Source organism: Polynucleobacter sp. AM-25C3 (assembly GCF_018882335.1).
Classification (GTDB): domain Bacteria; phylum Pseudomonadota; class Gammaproteobacteria; order Burkholderiales; family Burkholderiaceae; genus Polynucleobacter.
In genome coordinates this window covers 132,200-147,185 of sequence record NZ_JACVOS010000001.1, presented here as the reverse complement: position 1 = coordinate 147,185, position 14,986 = coordinate 132,200, and the positions used below count along the sequence as shown (strand labels likewise).

Annotated in this window: 19 protein-coding genes; 15 read left to right on the top strand and 4 right to left on the bottom strand. The window is 46.7% G+C overall.

The window, feature by feature from the left end; translation table 11 throughout:
- The first annotated feature begins 12 nt into the window (after positions 1-12).
- The 5 genes from ICN12_RS00780 to ICN12_RS00760 are packed head-to-tail and all read left to right on the top strand — an operon-like array spanning position 13 to position 3,281.
- On the top strand, positions 13-729 hold the full coding sequence (locus ICN12_RS00780; protein WP_216270100.1) for an alpha/beta hydrolase: 717 nt from the start codon (positions 13-15) through the stop codon (positions 727-729).
- A 33-nt stretch (positions 730-762) separates the two neighbouring features.
- Positions 763-1,032, top strand: a complete 270-nt coding sequence (locus tag ICN12_RS00775; RefSeq protein ID WP_216270099.1) for a YbeD family protein — start codon at positions 763-765, stop codon at positions 1,030-1,032.
- Positions 1,033-1,040: 8 nt separating this feature from the next.
- Complete coding sequence (gene lipB, locus ICN12_RS00770; RefSeq protein ID WP_216270098.1) at positions 1,041-1,685, top strand: lipoyl(octanoyl) transferase LipB; 645 nt, start codon at positions 1,041-1,043, stop codon at positions 1,683-1,685.
- Complete coding sequence (lipA, locus tag ICN12_RS00765) at positions 1,682-2,701, top strand: lipoyl synthase (protein WP_216270096.1); 1,020 nt, start codon at positions 1,682-1,684, stop codon at positions 2,699-2,701. Before lipB ends, lipA begins: the two co-directional genes overlap by 4 nt.
- Positions 2,694-3,281 (top strand): hypothetical protein, encoded by a 588-nt coding sequence (locus ICN12_RS00760; RefSeq protein ID WP_255537626.1) that lies wholly within the window; start codon positions 2,694-2,696, stop codon positions 3,279-3,281. Before lipA ends, ICN12_RS00760 begins: the two co-directional genes overlap by 8 nt.
- Before the next feature lie 25 nt (positions 3,282-3,306).
- On the opposite strand, the gene ICN12_RS00755 is transcribed toward ICN12_RS00760, so the two are convergent.
- The gene (locus ICN12_RS00755; RefSeq protein ID WP_015422110.1) at positions 3,307-3,561 is read right to left on the bottom strand and encodes an accessory factor UbiK family protein; all 255 of its coding nucleotides are present in this window, start codon (positions 3,559-3,561) and stop codon (positions 3,307-3,309) included.
- Positions 3,562-3,820: 259 nt separating this feature from the next.
- Here ICN12_RS00755 and ICN12_RS00750 point away from each other — a divergent pair, with 259 nt between their 5' ends.
- The 8 genes from ICN12_RS00750 to ptsP all read left to right on the top strand — a co-directional run bounded on the left by ICN12_RS00750 (position 3,821) and on the right by ptsP (position 11,343).
- A complete protein-coding gene (locus tag ICN12_RS00750) occupies positions 3,821-4,660 on the top strand; it encodes a TorF family putative porin (protein WP_216270094.1) in 840 nt (279 codons plus the stop codon).
- A gap of 25 nt (positions 4,661-4,685) precedes the next feature.
- Positions 4,686-5,024 (top strand): P-II family nitrogen regulator, encoded by a 339-nt coding sequence (locus ICN12_RS00745; RefSeq protein ID WP_216270093.1) that lies wholly within the window; start codon positions 4,686-4,688, stop codon positions 5,022-5,024.
- A gap of 13 nt (positions 5,025-5,037) precedes the next feature.
- Positions 5,038-6,501, top strand: coding sequence for an ammonium transporter (locus ICN12_RS00740; protein ID WP_216270092.1), 1,464 nt, complete (start codon positions 5,038-5,040; stop codon positions 6,499-6,501).
- A 105-nt stretch (positions 6,502-6,606) separates the two neighbouring features.
- Positions 6,607-7,905 carry a glutamate--cysteine ligase gene (gene gshA, locus ICN12_RS00735; RefSeq protein ID WP_215334022.1) on the top strand — a complete coding sequence of 433 codons (1,299 nt, stop codon included), beginning with the start codon at positions 6,607-6,609 and terminating at the stop codon, positions 7,903-7,905.
- 27 nt (positions 7,906-7,932) lie between these two features.
- A complete protein-coding gene (gshB, locus tag ICN12_RS00730) occupies positions 7,933-8,874 on the top strand; it encodes a glutathione synthase (RefSeq protein ID WP_216270231.1) in 942 nt (313 codons plus the stop codon).
- 2 nt (positions 8,875-8,876) lie between these two features.
- The gene (locus ICN12_RS00725) at positions 8,877-9,311 is read left to right on the top strand and encodes a PTS sugar transporter subunit IIA (RefSeq protein ID WP_216270091.1); all 435 of its coding nucleotides are present in this window, start codon (positions 8,877-8,879) and stop codon (positions 9,309-9,311) included.
- Positions 9,312-9,319: 8 nt separating this feature from the next.
- Positions 9,320-9,589, top strand: coding sequence for an HPr family phosphocarrier protein (locus tag ICN12_RS00720; RefSeq protein ID WP_216270090.1), 270 nt, complete (start codon positions 9,320-9,322; stop codon positions 9,587-9,589).
- Positions 9,590-9,591: 2 nt separating this feature from the next.
- The gene (gene ptsP / locus ICN12_RS00715) at positions 9,592-11,343 is read left to right on the top strand and encodes a phosphoenolpyruvate--protein phosphotransferase (RefSeq protein ID WP_216270089.1); all 1,752 of its coding nucleotides are present in this window, start codon (positions 9,592-9,594) and stop codon (positions 11,341-11,343) included.
- Positions 11,344-11,347: 4 nt separating this feature from the next.
- Here ptsP and ICN12_RS00710 read toward each other — a convergent pair whose 3' ends face one another.
- From ICN12_RS00710 to gpmA, 3 genes are read right to left on the bottom strand one after another with little or no spacing between them, the layout of a single operon-like run.
- The gene (locus ICN12_RS00710) at positions 11,348-12,100 is read right to left on the bottom strand and encodes a HesA/MoeB/ThiF family protein (protein WP_216270088.1); all 753 of its coding nucleotides are present in this window, start codon (positions 12,098-12,100) and stop codon (positions 11,348-11,350) included.
- Positions 12,101-12,123: 23 nt separating this feature from the next.
- Positions 12,124-13,557 carry a S41 family peptidase gene (locus ICN12_RS00705; protein WP_216270087.1) on the bottom strand — a complete coding sequence of 478 codons (1,434 nt, stop codon included), beginning with the start codon at positions 13,555-13,557 and terminating at the stop codon, positions 12,124-12,126.
- Between the two features lie 14 nt (positions 13,558-13,571).
- Complete coding sequence (gene gpmA, locus ICN12_RS00700) at positions 13,572-14,261, bottom strand: 2,3-diphosphoglycerate-dependent phosphoglycerate mutase (RefSeq protein ID WP_216270086.1); 690 nt, start codon at positions 14,259-14,261, stop codon at positions 13,572-13,574.
- Positions 14,262-14,283: 22 nt separating this feature from the next.
- Between gpmA and ICN12_RS00695 the strand changes: the two genes are divergently transcribed.
- Positions 14,284-14,697 carry a rhodanese-like domain-containing protein gene (locus tag ICN12_RS00695; protein WP_216270085.1) on the top strand — a complete coding sequence of 138 codons (414 nt, stop codon included), beginning with the start codon at positions 14,284-14,286 and terminating at the stop codon, positions 14,695-14,697.
- Between the two features lie 15 nt (positions 14,698-14,712).
- The gene (grxC, locus tag ICN12_RS00690; RefSeq protein WP_216270084.1) at positions 14,713-14,967 is read left to right on the top strand and encodes a glutaredoxin 3; all 255 of its coding nucleotides are present in this window, start codon (positions 14,713-14,715) and stop codon (positions 14,965-14,967) included.
- Positions 14,968-14,986: the final 19 nt, after the last annotated feature.

Below are 14,986 nucleotides of genomic sequence, written 5' to 3'. Positions count from 1 at the left end.
AAAGTTCACTTCATGAATAGCCGTACAAAAGTAATTCATATTGATGGTGTTGTAGGTCAGATTGAAATGGCGATTGATCTGCCGGATGAATTAAAAAATAATCCAGACTTCTCAGTGAGAGGTTTGGCTTTGATAGCGCATCCTCATCCTCTCATGGGCGGAACGATGGATAACAAAGTTGCGCAAACGATGGCGCGCGCCTTTAATCAATTGGGTTACGTCAGTGTGCGGCCAAACTTTCGGGGTGTGGGTGCTACTGCGGGCGTCCATGATGATGGTGTTGGTGAGATGGAGGACTTGCTGCATGTTACTGACTGGATGCGAACACCTTCAAGCTGGAATCAATTTGAAGCAACTGCACAGCAAGCCTGGGTTCGAGCAGCAAATACCTTGCCCTTAGTAGTTTCTGGTTTTTCATTCGGAAGTTTTGTGGGCACCCATTTAGTGCAACGCTTGGCAGAGCTGGGCCGCCCAGCAGAGCGTTTTGTCATGGTGGGAAGCGCTGCAGGCAAGTGGGAGTTATCACCAGTGCCTGCCGATACGATCTTGATTCACGGTGAAGTAGATGAAACCATTCCCTTGATTGATGTATTGGATTGGGCGCGACCACAAGAGTTAACCGTTCAAGTAGTGCCGGGCGCAGATCATTTTTTCCATCGGCGTTTACATTGCATTCGGAACATCATTACCAGCGCTTGGTTAGGTATGCCAGACCACCGCAATCAATAAAGTAAAAAAGAAAATTGAGAAAGATAAAAACATATGACGGAAGATAGAAAATCACTCATTGAGTACCCATCAGAATTCCCAATTAAGGTGATGGGTAAAGCCAATCCAGAATATCTGCCTGCAATTTTGCATATTGCCCGCCAATTCGATCCGACATTGGATGAGAGCAAGGTTGAGCAACGCCCCTCTAAAGATGGAAATTATTTAGGCATTACTTTGCCGATCACTGCAACCAGCCGTGAGCAGTTAGATGAGTTGTATCGTACCCTGTCTACGCATCCCTTGGTTAGTGTTGTTCTCTAAACAAATTCATGTCTTTTTTAGTGAAACATCTGGGAGTTGCCGATTACGAATCGACTTATCAAGCGATGCGGGATTTCACGCAACAGCGGGATAGTAGTACCCCAGATGAAATTTGGATCCTAGAGCATCCTCCAGTATTTACTTTAGGTCTTGCAGGAGATGCGAGGAATTTACATTCCCCTAGCAGTCAAATTCCATTAGTGCAGGTGGATCGCGGGGGTGAGATCACTTATCACGGCCCCGGACAAATCGTGGTCTATCTCCTGCTAGATTTAAGGCGCCTGGGAATTTTTGTAAAAGAGCTGGTTTCTCGTATTGAACAGGCCTTGATTGATACCCTCGCAGATTTCGGGATTCAAGCAGAAAGACATCCTGGCGCCCCTGGCATCTATTTGACCCAGGGCGACCATACTCCCGCAGAGTATCAGGGTGCCAAGATTGCCGCTTTAGGCCTTAAGGTCTCCAAAGGCTGCTCTTACCATGGTCTGGCCTTAAATGTATCGACCGATTTGGATGCTTTTTCCCGCATCCACCCCTGCGGCTATGAGGGCTTAAAGACGGTCGATATGCAAACCCTCGGGATCAAGGACAATATAGAGATTATTAGTCAAACCCTCTTAGGGCATTTGCAAAAGCAACTGATTTCATCATGACCACGAATAAGCCAGATCTCGATTCCACTGCCAACAGTAGTAATGGTCGGCAGGATCTCAACTACGATGCTTCGCGCAAGCAGAAGTCGAGTGAGAAGACTGCGCGTATTCCAATCAAGATCGTGCCCTTAGAGCAAGTGCTCAAGAAGCCGGATTGGATTCGTGTGAGAGCGGCCTCTGGAAATTCACGCTTTTCGGAAATCAAAAAGATTCTCCGTGAAAACGAACTCGTCACAGTTTGCGAAGAAGCAAGTTGCCCCAATATTGGTGAATGTTTTGGCAAAGGTACAGCCACTTTCATGATCATGGGGGATAAATGCACGCGTCGTTGCCCATTTTGTGATGTGGGCCACGGCAGACCCGATCCACTGGATGCAAAAGAGCCTGCCAATTTAGCCCGCACGATTGCCGCCCTAAAATTAAATTATGTTGTGATTACCAGTGTAGATCGCGATGATTTGCGTGATGGTGGCGCCATGCATTATGTGGACTGCATTTCTCAGTCTAGAGACCTATCCCCTAGTACGCGCATTGAAGTATTAGTCCCAGATTTTCGTGGACGCTTAGATAAGGCTCTGGATATTTTTTCTGAGCATGCGCCCCAAGGTTTGCCTGATGTGATGAATCACAATTTAGAAACTGTTCCACGTTTATATAAACAAGCACGACCTGGTGCGGACTATGCCCACTCTCTTAAGCTATTGAAAGACTTTAAAGAGCACTTTCCACATATTCCCACCAAGAGTGGCTTAATGGTCGGTTTGGGCGAGACGGATGAAGAGATTTTAGAAGTCATGCGCGATATGCGTGAACACAAGATCGATATGCTGACGATCGGCCAGTACCTAGCTCCCTCAGGCCACCATCTTCCAGTACAACGCTACGTGCATCCTGATGTGTTTAAGCGCTTTGAAGAAGAGGCTTATGCCATGGGCTTCTCCCATGCAGCCGTAGGTGCTATGGTACGCTCAAGCTATCACGCTGATCAACAGGCGCATGGTGCCGGTGTTGTCTAAACCCGCATTCCAAAAGCTCGGGGTATTTCTAGTATTTGCATTTCTGCTGACAGCTTGTAGTCCCAAGCTGGACTGGCGCTCTGTGCAATCTCCACAAGAAGGCTATAGCGCATTATTCCCTGGTAAGCCGGAGAAGATTGAGCGACGTCTGCCATATCAAAATCAAGCAATTCCACAAATCTTAGAAGCGGTAAAAATTGAGGATGATATTTATTCAGTCAGCACTATTTATCTCAACAAAGAGCAAAGCGCTCTTGCACCAAAATTATTGGAGCAATTACAAGGCAACCTATTAAATAGAGCGAGTGTGAATTTAGAAAGCGCTGTTAGTGCCGATGCTCTGTATCAAACGGCAAATCGGCAGCGTATTGCCACCAAAGATTATTTTTTAGAATTCAAGTCTGCCGGTGCGGTAGAGCAGTCAATGCGTGTGCGTTGGATCACAAGAGTCACTCCAGGCAACGGCGCTTGGATTTATCAACTTTCAGTTTTGCATACCGCACCAGCGCGAGTGGATGCAAAAAAGTTTTTTTCTGAAGAATCGTATTCAAACTTCTTCGATGAGTTTCGCCCAGAATAATCTCTAGACGAAACCGAAATTCTGATTAAGATTTTTCTAGGGCAGCTACTTTAGCCTCAAGCGCTTCAAGCTTCTCTCTCGTCTTAGCCAAGACCTTGGATTGCAAATCAAACTCTTCGCGGGTCACGAGATCCATCTTCTGAAAACCTTGATTCATCATGGCGCGTACATTTTTTTCAATTTCTTGCGCTGGTGAATTTCGGATAGCGTCTCCAACCTTGTTTTGCATATCGCTAGCAATGCGCTGAATTTGTTCGAGGATTTCGCCTGGTTTTTGCATAATGCTGCCCACCGTTCTATAAAGAGTTGCATAAAAGACACAGAAGCTATTTTAAGTTGTAGCGCCAAAAACAGGCAAAAAAGGCTTTAAACACGGAAATTGCACCAAAAAGAACTGAACTGGTGCATAAACATGCACCAATAAAGGGAATAAGCCTTATTTAGGGGAATTGTGACAAAGACGTGAATGCTCTGAGATTCATGATCACTCCATGCAATAAAGCATTTATCCCTTTTTCATGACCACTTAGGAGCTATATATGAAAACGATTCAAAAGACAGCCATCGCTCTTGCAGCTTCTGGCTTATTCGCAACAGCAGCATTTGCCCAAACAGCTCCTGCGGCTGCACCAGAGGCTCCAGAAGTAAGCCCTATTACAGCTAACGTAACAGTAACCAATGATTACCGTTACCGTGGTATTACCCAGACTAATTACCAACCAGCCATTCAAGGTGGCTTCGACTACGCTCATGAAAGCGGTCTCTACATTGGTAACTGGAACAGCACGATTAACTGGGTTGCTAATGCGACTAGCAATGGTGTGCAAGCGCCAATCGAGATGGACTTCTACGGTGGTTTTAAGAAAGAGTTGATTGCTGAAGGTTTTGCTTCTGACTTTGGAGTATTACAGTACTACTACAACACTACGGGCGGAAATTACAACAATGCACTTGTAAATCCAAATACAACTGAAATCTATGCCGCGCAGAACTTTACATTTGGCCCGGTAACTGGTTTTGTTAAGGTCAACTACGCTTTAACTAATATTTTCGGAGCGCCTAATAGTAGCGGATCTTTTTATCCTGACCTTACTGCTAACTACGATACTGGAATCTGGGGTGTCAGCTTGAATGGGCACGTTGGTTATCAATATATTGCTGGTCAGCCAAATACCCCTACTGGATGGTCTGCAACTCCAAACAATATTAGCTATACAGATTGGAAGCTAGGTGCGACTAAAGATTTTGGTGGTGGCCTTTCGCTATCAGCAGCATACGTTAGTACTAATGCTAACCCGGTTTGGTGGAACACTTATACCAAGGGCGGGACTTCAGCTGGCCGACCTGGTGCAGTAGTTTCTTTGACAAAAACTTTCTAATTCTTTCCTCTGAACGGAGAAACGTATGAAATTAATTACCGCAATCATCAAGCCCTTCAAGCTTGACGAAGTGCGCGAAGCTCTCTCGGAAGTGGGAGTTTCGGGTATCACCGTCACTGAAGTTAAAGGCTTTGGCCGTCAAAAAGGTCACACCGAGTTGTATCGTGGTGCTGAGTATGTGGTCGACTTTTTACCTAAAGTAAAAATTGAAGCTGCTGTTGAAGATGGCATCTTGGAGCGAGCTCTTGAAGCAATTGAGAAATCAGCTCGTACTGGCAAGATTGGCGATGGCAAGATTTTTGTCTCACCAGTTGAACACGTCATTCGCATTCGCACCGGTGAAACCGGCGCGTCAGCACTTTAAAGAGAGGTTCAAAATGTTAACTTGGATGAAAAAACTCCTTGCTAGCGGTGCGGTAGCTTTGGCTATTGGTGCTACTGGCGTTATGGCGACTTCATCAGCTTTTGCTGAAGAGGCTAAGCCAGTTGCTGCTGCGGCTGCCGCTGCGGTTGCTGCTGCACCTGCATTAGTTCCAAACAAGGGTGATACAGCTTGGTTATTGGTGTGTACTGCATTAGTAATCTTGATGACATTGCCTGGTTTGGCATTGTTCTACGGTGGTTTAACACGTAGTAAGAACATTCTTTCTGTACTTGTACAGTGCATGTTTGTTTTCGCCTTAATCACAGTATTGTGGTCACTCTATGGATACAGCTTTGCATTTACTGAAGGCGGCGCATTCATTGGTGGTTTGGATCGTCTGTTCTTGCAAGGCATTACTCCAGATTCAGTTGCCGCTACTTTTAGTAAAGGCATCGTGATTCCTGAGTATGTATTTATGGCCTTCCAAGCTGCATTCGCAACAATCACTTGCTGCTTGATCATTGGTTCATTTGCTGAGCGTGCGAAGTTTTCTGCAATCGTTGTGTTTGTGATCCTTTGGTTCACTTTCAGCTACTTGCCAATCGCTCACATGGTTTGGTTCTGGCCTGGTCCTGATGACATCAAAGATGCTGCATCACTTGAAGCAATCACAGCGCGTGCTGGTTGGTTGTGGCAGAAGGGTGTTCTTGACTTTGCTGGCGGTACCGTTGTACATATCAATGCTGCGATTGCAGGCTTGGTAGGTTCATTCGTGATCGGCAAACGTTTGGGTTACGGCAAAGAAGCAATGAAGCCACATAACTTAGTATTCGTCATGATTGGTGCATCACTCTTGTGGTTCGGTTGGTTTGGTTTCAATGCTGGTTCTGCTCTCGAAGCAAACGGCAGTGCAGCCTTGGCATTCGTAAACACATTGTTGGCAACCGCTGCTGCAGTATTGAGCTGGTCAGTTGCTGAGTGGGTTCACAAAGGTAAGCCTTCCATGTTGGGTGGCGCATCTGGTTGTGTAGCAGGTTTGGTTGCAATTACTCCAGCTGCTGGTTTTGTTGGTCCAATGGGCGCGCTGATCATCGGTGCTGCTGCTGGTGTAGTTTGCTTATGGGGTGTTTCTGGTCTCAAGAAGATTTTGGGTTCAGACGACAGCTTGGATGTATTCGGTGTGCATGGCGTTGGCGGTATCTTAGGCGCTTTGTTAACTGGTGTATTCGCAGACCCAGCTTTAGGCGGAACAGGTATTTGGGATTATGTGGCTAATGCTGCAGCGCCTGATTACTCTATCGCTAGCCAATTGTGGATTCAGAGCCAAGGTGTCATCGTTACCTTAATTTGGTCTGGCGTGGTTTCTTATATCGCCTACAAATTGGTTGATATGGTGATTGGCCTACGCGTTAAAGAAGATGCAGAGCGCGAAGGTTTGGACATCACTTCACACGGTGAGTCTGCTTACGAGTCTTAATTAGCGTTTTTACCCCTCACTGGGCGGCTTTAGCTAGCTGCCCGGTTTTTAAGCGCGGGATCCTTGGATTCCGCGTCTTTCTTTTAAAAATCTTACAATGGTGAAATGGTCCCACATCTCATCACCGCCCTTAGCGGCCCCCTTCTCGATCTCGAGTCGAAGGTATTAGAAGCAACCCCAACAATTGAGCGCTGGTTTAGGCTTGAATGGCAGGAGCACACTCCGCCGTTCTACTGTTCAGTGGATCTCCGAAATGCAGGCTTTAAGCTGGCACCGGTGGATACCAATCTCTTTCCGGGTGGCTTTAATAATCTTTCGCCCCAGATGCTCCCTTTAGCAGTTCAGGCAGCAATGGCAGCTATTGAGAAGATTTGTCCTGAAGCTAAAAATCTACTCTTAATACCCGAGAGACATACCCGTAATACGTTTTATTTGCAGAATATTGCGCGCTTATCCTCAATCTTGCGTCAAGCAGGGCTCAATGTGCGTTTAGGTACTTTGTCGGATGAAATTAAAAAGCCGACCTGGATTGATTTGCCAGATGGCAATCGTCTCTTAATGGAGCCCTTGTCACGCCTTGGCTTGAAGAAGCAGCGCTTAGGATTAAAAGATTTTGATCCATGCTCGATCTTGCTGAACAATGACTTATCCGCAGGCATTCCTCCAATTTTGGAAAACCTGCACGAGCAATATCTCTTGCCTGGCCTACACGCTGGCTGGCATGTCCGTCGCAAGTCGAATCACTTCGCCGCCTATGATGAGGTTGCAAAGAAATTTGCGAAGGTAGTTGATATTGATCCTTGGATGATTAATCCTTACTTTGCTAGTTGCTCCAATGTGAACTTCCATGAGCGTAAGGGTGAAGAAGAATTACAAGCAGCCGTAGAGAAAGTTTTAAAGAAGACCGCCAAGAAATATCGTGAATACGGCATCAAAGAAAAACCTTACGTCGTTGTAAAGGCAGATGCTGGTACATATGGCATGGGCGTGATGGTGGTGAATGATCCTGCGCAGCTCAAGGGTTTAAATCGCAAAGACCGCAATAAGATGAGTGTGGTCAAAGAAGGTCTTGAGGTGAGTGATGTATTGATCCAAGAAGGTGTGTATACCTTCGAGAAGGTCAATGAGGCTGTTGCTGAGCCAGTGGTGTATATGATTGACCGCTATGTGATTGGTGGCTTCTATCGCGTGCATACAGACCGCGGTCCTGATGAGAATCTCAATGCGCCAGGCATGCATTTTGTACCCCTGGCATTTGAGCAAAACTCCATGCCAGACTTGGGTGCCAAGCCTGGTAGTGCTCCGCCGAATCGCTTTTACCTCTATGGGGTTGTGGCACGCTTGGCCTTACTCGCAGCCTCTTTAGAGTTAGAGCGCTCTGATCCCAACGCCGAAGCGGCTTAATTTACTTTCATAGATTCGGATATCTTGATGGACCTTCTTTTTGTTGCCGATCCCCTGGAATCTTTCAAGATTAATAAAGATTCCACTTTGGCAATGATGCGTGTTGCGCAAGCTGATGGTCATCAACTTTGGTTTTGCCAAAGTCGCAATGTGCTCTGGAGAGATGATTTTGTAGTGGCTGATTGCCAGTCTCTGGTTATTAAGCCAAGCAGTACTGCGTGGTTTGAATTGGGTGCTATTGAGGCTCGTCCATTAAATACATTTCATGGCGTGTTGATGCGCACTGACCCACCCTTTGATATTGAATATCTCAATACCACTTGGTTGTTGTCCGCTGCCGTTCGCCAAGGTGCGAAAGTATTGAATACCCCGATGGCTATTCGCGATCATTCTGAGAAGATCTCGATTACAGAATTTCCTGAACTCATTCCGCCAACTTTAGTGACACGTGAACTCAGTGCGATTGAGGTATTTCATCGCGAGCATCAAGATATTGTGATTAAGCCCTTAGATGGCATGGGGGGCATGGGTATATTTCGTGTCGGTCCAGGCGGTTTAAATCTCGCCAGCATTGTTGAGACTCTAGGCGAGAATGGTGCGCGTACTTTGATGGTGCAGCGCTTCTTGCCGGAGATTGCACAAGGCGATAAACGCGTTCTTTTAATTGGCGGTGAGGTAGTACCGTTTGCTTTGGCCCGCATTCCACAGGGTAATGAAATCCGAGGCAATCTAGCCGCTGGCGGCAAAGGGGTTGCAATGCCCTTGACCGATGCAGAGCGTAAAGTGGCAGAGCGGCTAGCTCCTATTTTGAATGCCCGTGGTTTGTTCTTGGTAGGATTAGACTTAATTGGAGGCTATGTCACTGAAATTAATGTGACTAGTCCAACGTGTTTTGTAGAAATTACTGAGCAGAGTGGATTTGATGTTCCACAATTTTGGTTGAAATCACTCGAAAAGGTATTGGCTTAAAAATGGTTGGAATCGTAATAGTTGCCCACACCCCAGTGGCAAGCGCGATGCTTGGTTTTGCTGAGCATACTTTTGGAGTACTACCTGAGGGCGTCAGAGCGGTAGATATTCCGCCTTATGAAGATACTAAGGTGAGCTTTGATCGCGTTCTCAGGGCGGCTTATGGTGTAGATACTGGAAATGGCGTCTTAATACTCACCGATGTCATGGGGGCAACGCCAGCCAATGTGGCATCTAAGCTAGAAGCACTTGGACCATTATCTGGTTTGAATTCGCCAATCATCGTTTTGGCGGGGTTAAATTTACCCATGCTGATGCGTTGCATCTCCCACCGTGATGAGGGATTGGAAGAGCTTGCCCAGAAGGCACTTCAAGGCGGCCAAAATGGCATCCTGCGTTTAGGTTCTAAAACCCCGCAAGAAACTACGGAGAAATAAGACTCGCTATGCCAGTTGCCGATATTGAAATTGTTAACAAGCTGGGTTTGCATGCGCGTGCCTCTGCAAAGTTGTCGCAACTTGCAGCCGAATTTCCCTGTGAAATACTCTTGTCACGTAATGGTCGTCAAATCAATGCTAAGAGCATTATGGGTGTCATGATGCTGGCTGCTGGCATTGGGAGCACTGTGACTCTAGAAACAGTTGGCGATAAGGCGGATGAGGCAATGCTCGCTTTAACCGCCTTGATCAATGATCGATTTGGAGAAGGCGAGTAACAATGACTTTTGCTTTGCATGGAATTGCAGTATCAAAAGGCATTGCCATTGGCAAAGCCGTACTGATTTCGCGTGCAGCATTAGAGGTTAGTCATTACTTAGTTGAGGCTGGCAGAGAAGAAGCTGAAGCCCAAAAATTATTAGATGCTTTTGAGCAAGTCCGCCTTGAATTGGCACAACTGCGCCAAGGCTTGCCTAAAGATGCGCCACAAGAGATGGCTGCATTCTTAGATGTGCATGGCATGATTCTGGCTGATCCTGCTTTGGCTGAGAAGCCTATTAAATTGATTCGCACTCAGAGATTAAATGCGGCTTGGGCCTTAACAACTGAGCTTAATGCTCTTTTAGAGCAATTTGCGGATATTGAGGATACTTATTTAAAAGAGCGCGCCAACGATATCCGGCAGGTGGCTGAGCGAGTGGTTAAGGCTTTAAATGCTCAGAAAAAAGACCCCTTAAATGATGCCGATTTCTTACCTGCCAGTGATATTGGCGTTGAATCCATCATTGTTGCTCATGATATTGCTCCTCATGACATGTTGCGCTTCAAAGAGCATGCCTTTACAGGCTTTGTAACGGATCTTGGAGGGAAGACCTCTCATACCGCTATCGTTGCTCGCAGCATGGAGATTCCTGCGGTAGTGGGCGTAAGACATGCCAGCGAAATGATTCGTCATGGGGATTGGCTGGTATTGGATGGTGAGCACGGGGTTGTGGTGGTTGCTCCCGATGAGCAACTTCTTGCTGAATATCGAAAACTACAAACTCAGGCCTTAAAAGAAGCTCGCAAGCTAAAGCAGCTAAAGCATGCAAAGACTGAAACAGTGGACCGCGTTGAGATTGAGTTGTTTGCCAATATTGAGCTACCCGAGGATGCGATACAGGCAGTGAAGTTGGGTGCTGTGGGCGTTGGTTTATTCCGCTCTGAATTTTTATTTATGGATCGCAAGCTGGCCTTGCCCGATGAAGAGCAGCAGTATCAAGAATATCGGCGCGTAGTCGATTTAATGCATGGCCTACCTATTAATATTAGAACTATTGACGTTGGTGCCGATAAAGCATTGGGTGGGGGTGGCGATGTTTCTCAAACTGGTACATCACCACTTGGATTGCGTGCAATTCGCTGGTCTTTGACGGAGCCTGAAATCTTTTTAACGCAACTCAGAGCGATCTTGCGCGCATCAGCCCATGGGCAGGCGCGCATCATGATTCCGATGTTGGCCCATGCCAAAGAAATCGATGAAACATTTAGATTGATTGAAAAGGCAAAGCAGCAATTGCATCAGCGTGGCAAAGCGTTTAACCCCGATATTCAAGTGGGTGCGATGATTGAAATCCCGGCAGCTGCTTTGATGCTACCGTTGTTTATTGATCGATTTGATTTCCTTTCTATTGGTACTAACGACCTGATTCAGTACACCTTAGCGATTGATCGGGCGGATCATTCGGTGGCGCATTTGTACGACCCCTTGCATCCAGCCATATTGAATTTGTTATCAAGCATCATTGACCAAGCTAAGCGCGCGGATGTGCCTGTTGCTGTTTGCGGTGAGATGGCCGGTGATCCTGCATTGACAAAGCTATTACTTGCGCTTGGGCTGACAGACTTCTCAATGCACTTTAGTCAGTTGTTATTAGTGAAGCGCGAGATCTTAAAGGCAAACGTGGGTTTATTAAAAGCCCGAGTTCCTAGAGTCCTGCGTGCTTACGAGTCCGAAGAGCAGGCTAAAGCTTTGGAGCGATTGCTCTCTTAATTTCCTAATGCTGAGAGCCGCATACTAGGCACTCAGCATTACGACTAATTCGGATCTCATCAATCTGTGTGTTAAGAGCGTTCCAAAGCAACATTCTTCCCACTAAAGGCTGACCAAATCCAATTAAGACTTGCAGGGCTTGCGCTGCTTGCATGGTGCCAATAATGCCGACTAAGGGCGAAAATATTCCCATACTGGCGCAACTGACTTCCTCGAATTGTTCATCTGGAGAGAACAGACAGGCATAACAGGGCGATGTTTCCTCGCGAAAATCAAACACACTGAGTTGACCATCAAACTTGAGCGCTGAGCCTGAGACTAGCGGCACTTGATGTTGGAAGCAAGCGGCATTAATTAAGTGGCGAGTAGCAAAGTTGTCCGTGCAATCTAGAGCGATATCAACGCTTGGCAAAAGGCCATCTAGTAAAGTTTCTGATGCTTTCTCTTGGACCGTATTAATGATGAGGCTTGGGTTGATGCTTTGTAGGAATTGTTTTCCAGACTCGACCTTGCTTTTCCCAATAGAGTTTTGGGTGTGCATGATTTGTCGTTGCAAATTGGTTGGCTCAACTTTGTCGTGATCGACTAGCGTTATTGTGCCTACGCCTGCAGCTGCTAAGTAGGGTGCGGCAGCGCTACCTAAGCCACCGGCACCAATGATGAGGATGTGTGAGCCAAGCAGTTTTTCTTGCCCAGCAACATCAATTTCTTCTAGCAGTAAATGCCGCGAGTAGCGAAGTAGCTGCTCATCATTCATATGCATGCCCCAATTGCTAGAGCTTACTCGAGCTTAGAAGCTGAGCGTTTTACTGGCTCGCCATTAATGAATGCTACAGCCTGAGAAAGCATGAAGTCATCTGTACTGCCGAGCTCAACAGGCTTCTTAGACTTCTCTTTTTCTTTCTCTTCAGGAGTTTTCTTGGCATTTTTTTCTTCAATACGTTGAAGCTCTTCTAGGCGACGTTTTTCACGATCGGCAACTAACTTTTCTTCTGACGCTTGCTTGTTGCGCAAATGCTTCTCGCTATCAATCTCCCGTGTAATCAAGACATCGTCAGGGTCGCCATCTTTATTTTGATCAACTGCGATATCTGGTTTGATGCCATAAGCCTGAATAGATTTACCACTTGGGGTGTAGTAGTAAGCAGTAGTGATCTTTAGTGCTGAATCATTGCTGAGTGGACGAACGGTTTGCACTGAGCCTTTACCAAAAGTTGTCTTGCCAATAATGGTCGCACGTTTGTAGTCCTGCAATGCACCCGCAACAATCTCCGATGCAGAAGCCGAATATGCGTTTACTAAAACCACCATCGGTAGTTTTTTATACAATGCCGGCACACCAGCTAAAGGATCGCCGGGTTCGCTCAGACGATACATCGCTGGCGTCGCATTGAATACTTGCTTGGAATCAGGCGTCTGGCCCTTAGTTGAAACGATCACAGCATCAGCTGGTAAGAAAGCAGCAGCAACACCTACTGCGCCTTGCAGCAAGCCGCCGCCATTATTACGGAGATCCAGAATGATGCCCTTCATCTTAGGATCTTGATTGGCAAGTTCAGTTAATTTTTTAGCTAAGTCAGGAATAGTGCGCTCCTGAAAGCTGGTTACTCTGACCCATGCGATATCGTTATCCAAAATTTTGGCTTTAACGGATTGCACTTTAATTTCAGCACGAGTAATGGTTACCGGAAAGCTACGCTCTTCACTTTTACGGAAGACGGTCAAGGTAATTTTGGTACCTGGTGTACCGCGCATGGTGCGCACCGCTTTATCGAGTGACATACCGCGAACAGGTTTGTCATCTAAGCGAGTAATGAGGTCGCCAGCTTGTAAGCCAGCGCGCGCCGCAGGACTATCTTCGATCGGGTTGAGCACTTTAACAACACCATCTTCTGAGGTGATCTCAATGCCAAGACCAGCAAACTTACCACTGGTTTGTTCCTGCATTTCTGAGAAATCTTTTTTATCAAGATAGGTCGAGTGAGGATCAAGACTGCTGACCATGCCTTTGACCGCATCAGTTAATAACTGTTTATCTTCAATCGGCTCAACGTATTCACGTTTAATTTGAGCAAAGACATTGGATAGTGTGCGCAGCTCATCCAAAGGCAGCGTTGCGCCTTGTTGGGCAGTTGCTGATAATTGGATGGTGGCTGCAACCCCGGCGATTAGGCCAACAGCTATAAGGGCAAAGTTCTTGAAAAATACGCGCATGCTTCTGTTTTACCTTAATCCAAATAAAAATGCTGAATGGGCTTGAGGTTGTCATCGAGCTCATAAACGAGCGGGATGCCATTAGGAACGTTAATTTCCATAATGTCTTCGTCGGAAACCTGATCTAGGTACTTAATTAAAGAGCGAATGCTGTTCCCATGCGCTACTAGCAATACACGCTTACCCGCTTTGAGGGCTGGGGCAATGGATTCATTCCATAGGGGCAAGACTCGCTCAACGTTGTCCTTTAGGCACTCTCCTAAAGGAATATCGGATGCGCTGAGTTTTTCATAGCGACGATCATTTTGTGGATTGCGCTCATCTCCCGCCTCTAAAAGTGGGGGGCGAATATCGTAGGAGCGACGCCAAATATGAACTTGCGCATCTCCGTATTGGGCAGCAGTTTCAGCTTTATTGAGGCCGGTGAGGGCGCCATAGTGACGTTCGTTCAGTCTCCAACTGTGGACTACGGGCAGCCACATGAGGTCCATAGTGTCTTGAACATGCCAAAGGGTTCGGATAGCCCTTCTCAAGACGGAGGTGTAAGCCACGTCAAACTCATAGCCAGCTTTGCGGAGGTTTTCGCCTGCGGCAAGAGCCTGTTCAGTGCCTTTTGGGGTTAAGTCGACGTCCGCCCAGCCAGTAAAGCGGTTTTCAAGGTTCCAGGCGGATTCGCCATGACGAATAAGGACAAGTTGTTTCATAGAGCCATTCTATAATCCGGTGATGAACTTTCTCACGCAAATTGATAATTTAGCGCTTATCGCCCTCCTGTTAGTTTCGGGCGCAGCGCTTTTCCTACCCACATTATCTACGCTTATTAGCGGAAAAGGCTTATCGCCTACCGAAGCGACCATTTGGATGAATCGTCGCAAGGCGGGAGTTTTAGACCTTCGCTCAGAGGAAGCATTTAAAGCAGGTCATTTACCAGGTGCAAAGCATGTGCCATCCAATGAGATTGTCGCTAGGATTGAAAAACTCAAGCTAGACCGAAAAAACCCACTCATTTTGGTTTGTGAAACTGGTGTGAGCTCGCGCAAGGCAATGGCTGAAGTACAAAAACTGGGCTTTGCTGAAGTGGGTACTTTAGATGGCGGTGTTCAGGCTTGGCAGGCCGCAGCGCTGCCATTAGTTAAATAATTTAGCGAGCCAGATATGCCGTCAGTCACGATGTACAGCACCCAAGTCTGCCCTTACTGCGTTATGGCAGAAAAGCTGTTGCAGAGAAAGGGTGTTGCCAATCTAGAGAAGATTTTGATTGATCGGGATCCTGCGCAGCGCGAGATCATGATGACTCGTACGGGGCGCCGTACGGTCCCGCAAATTTATATTGGGGAAACCCATGTTGGCGGTTACGACGATCTAGTTGCTCTGGACCGTGCTGGCCAACTTGATCCGCTATTAGCTTAAAAATTTACTCAGAAAGTTT

What these genes read in the sequence shown, in the direction of transcription:
- ICN12_RS00695 (WP_216270085.1), top strand. Translation starts at nt 14,284, where the DNA reads ATGAACTTTCTCACGCAAATTGATAATTTAGCGCTTATCGCCCTCCTG.
- ICN12_RS00705 (WP_216270087.1), bottom strand. Translation starts at nt 13,557, where the DNA reads ATGCGCGTATTTTTCAAGAACTTTGCCCTTATAGCTGTTGGCCTAATC.
- gshB (WP_216270231.1), top strand. Translation starts at nt 7,933, where the DNA reads ATGGACCTTCTTTTTGTTGCCGATCCCCTGGAATCTTTCAAGATTAAT.
- ICN12_RS00780 (WP_216270100.1), top strand. Translation starts at nt 13, where the DNA reads ATGAATAGCCGTACAAAAGTAATTCATATTGATGGTGTTGTAGGTCAG.
- gshA (WP_215334022.1), top strand. Translation starts at nt 6,607, where the DNA reads ATGGTCCCACATCTCATCACCGCCCTTAGCGGCCCCCTTCTCGATCTC.
- ptsP (WP_216270089.1), top strand. Translation starts at nt 9,592, where the DNA reads ATGACTTTTGCTTTGCATGGAATTGCAGTATCAAAAGGCATTGCCATT.
- ICN12_RS00710 (WP_216270088.1), bottom strand. Translation starts at nt 12,100, where the DNA reads ATGAATGATGAGCAGCTACTTCGCTACTCGCGGCATTTACTGCTAGAA.
- ICN12_RS00755 (WP_015422110.1), bottom strand. Translation starts at nt 3,561, where the DNA reads ATGCAAAAACCAGGCGAAATCCTCGAACAAATTCAGCGCATTGCTAGC.
- ICN12_RS00775 (WP_216270099.1), top strand. Translation starts at nt 763, where the DNA reads ATGACGGAAGATAGAAAATCACTCATTGAGTACCCATCAGAATTCCCA.
- ICN12_RS00745 (WP_216270093.1), top strand. Translation starts at nt 4,686, where the DNA reads ATGAAATTAATTACCGCAATCATCAAGCCCTTCAAGCTTGACGAAGTG.
- lipB (WP_216270098.1), top strand. Translation starts at nt 1,041, where the DNA reads ATGTCTTTTTTAGTGAAACATCTGGGAGTTGCCGATTACGAATCGACT.
- ICN12_RS00740 (WP_216270092.1), top strand. Translation starts at nt 5,038, where the DNA reads ATGTTAACTTGGATGAAAAAACTCCTTGCTAGCGGTGCGGTAGCTTTG.
- ICN12_RS00725 (WP_216270091.1), top strand. Translation starts at nt 8,877, where the DNA reads ATGGTTGGAATCGTAATAGTTGCCCACACCCCAGTGGCAAGCGCGATG.
- gpmA (WP_216270086.1), bottom strand. Translation starts at nt 14,261, where the DNA reads ATGAAACAACTTGTCCTTATTCGTCATGGCGAATCCGCCTGGAACCTT.
- ICN12_RS00750 (WP_216270094.1), top strand. Translation starts at nt 3,821, where the DNA reads ATGAAAACGATTCAAAAGACAGCCATCGCTCTTGCAGCTTCTGGCTTA.
- lipA (WP_216270096.1), top strand. Translation starts at nt 1,682, where the DNA reads ATGACCACGAATAAGCCAGATCTCGATTCCACTGCCAACAGTAGTAAT.
- ICN12_RS00720 (WP_216270090.1), top strand. Translation starts at nt 9,320, where the DNA reads ATGCCAGTTGCCGATATTGAAATTGTTAACAAGCTGGGTTTGCATGCG.
- grxC (WP_216270084.1), top strand. Translation starts at nt 14,713, where the DNA reads ATGCCGTCAGTCACGATGTACAGCACCCAAGTCTGCCCTTACTGCGTT.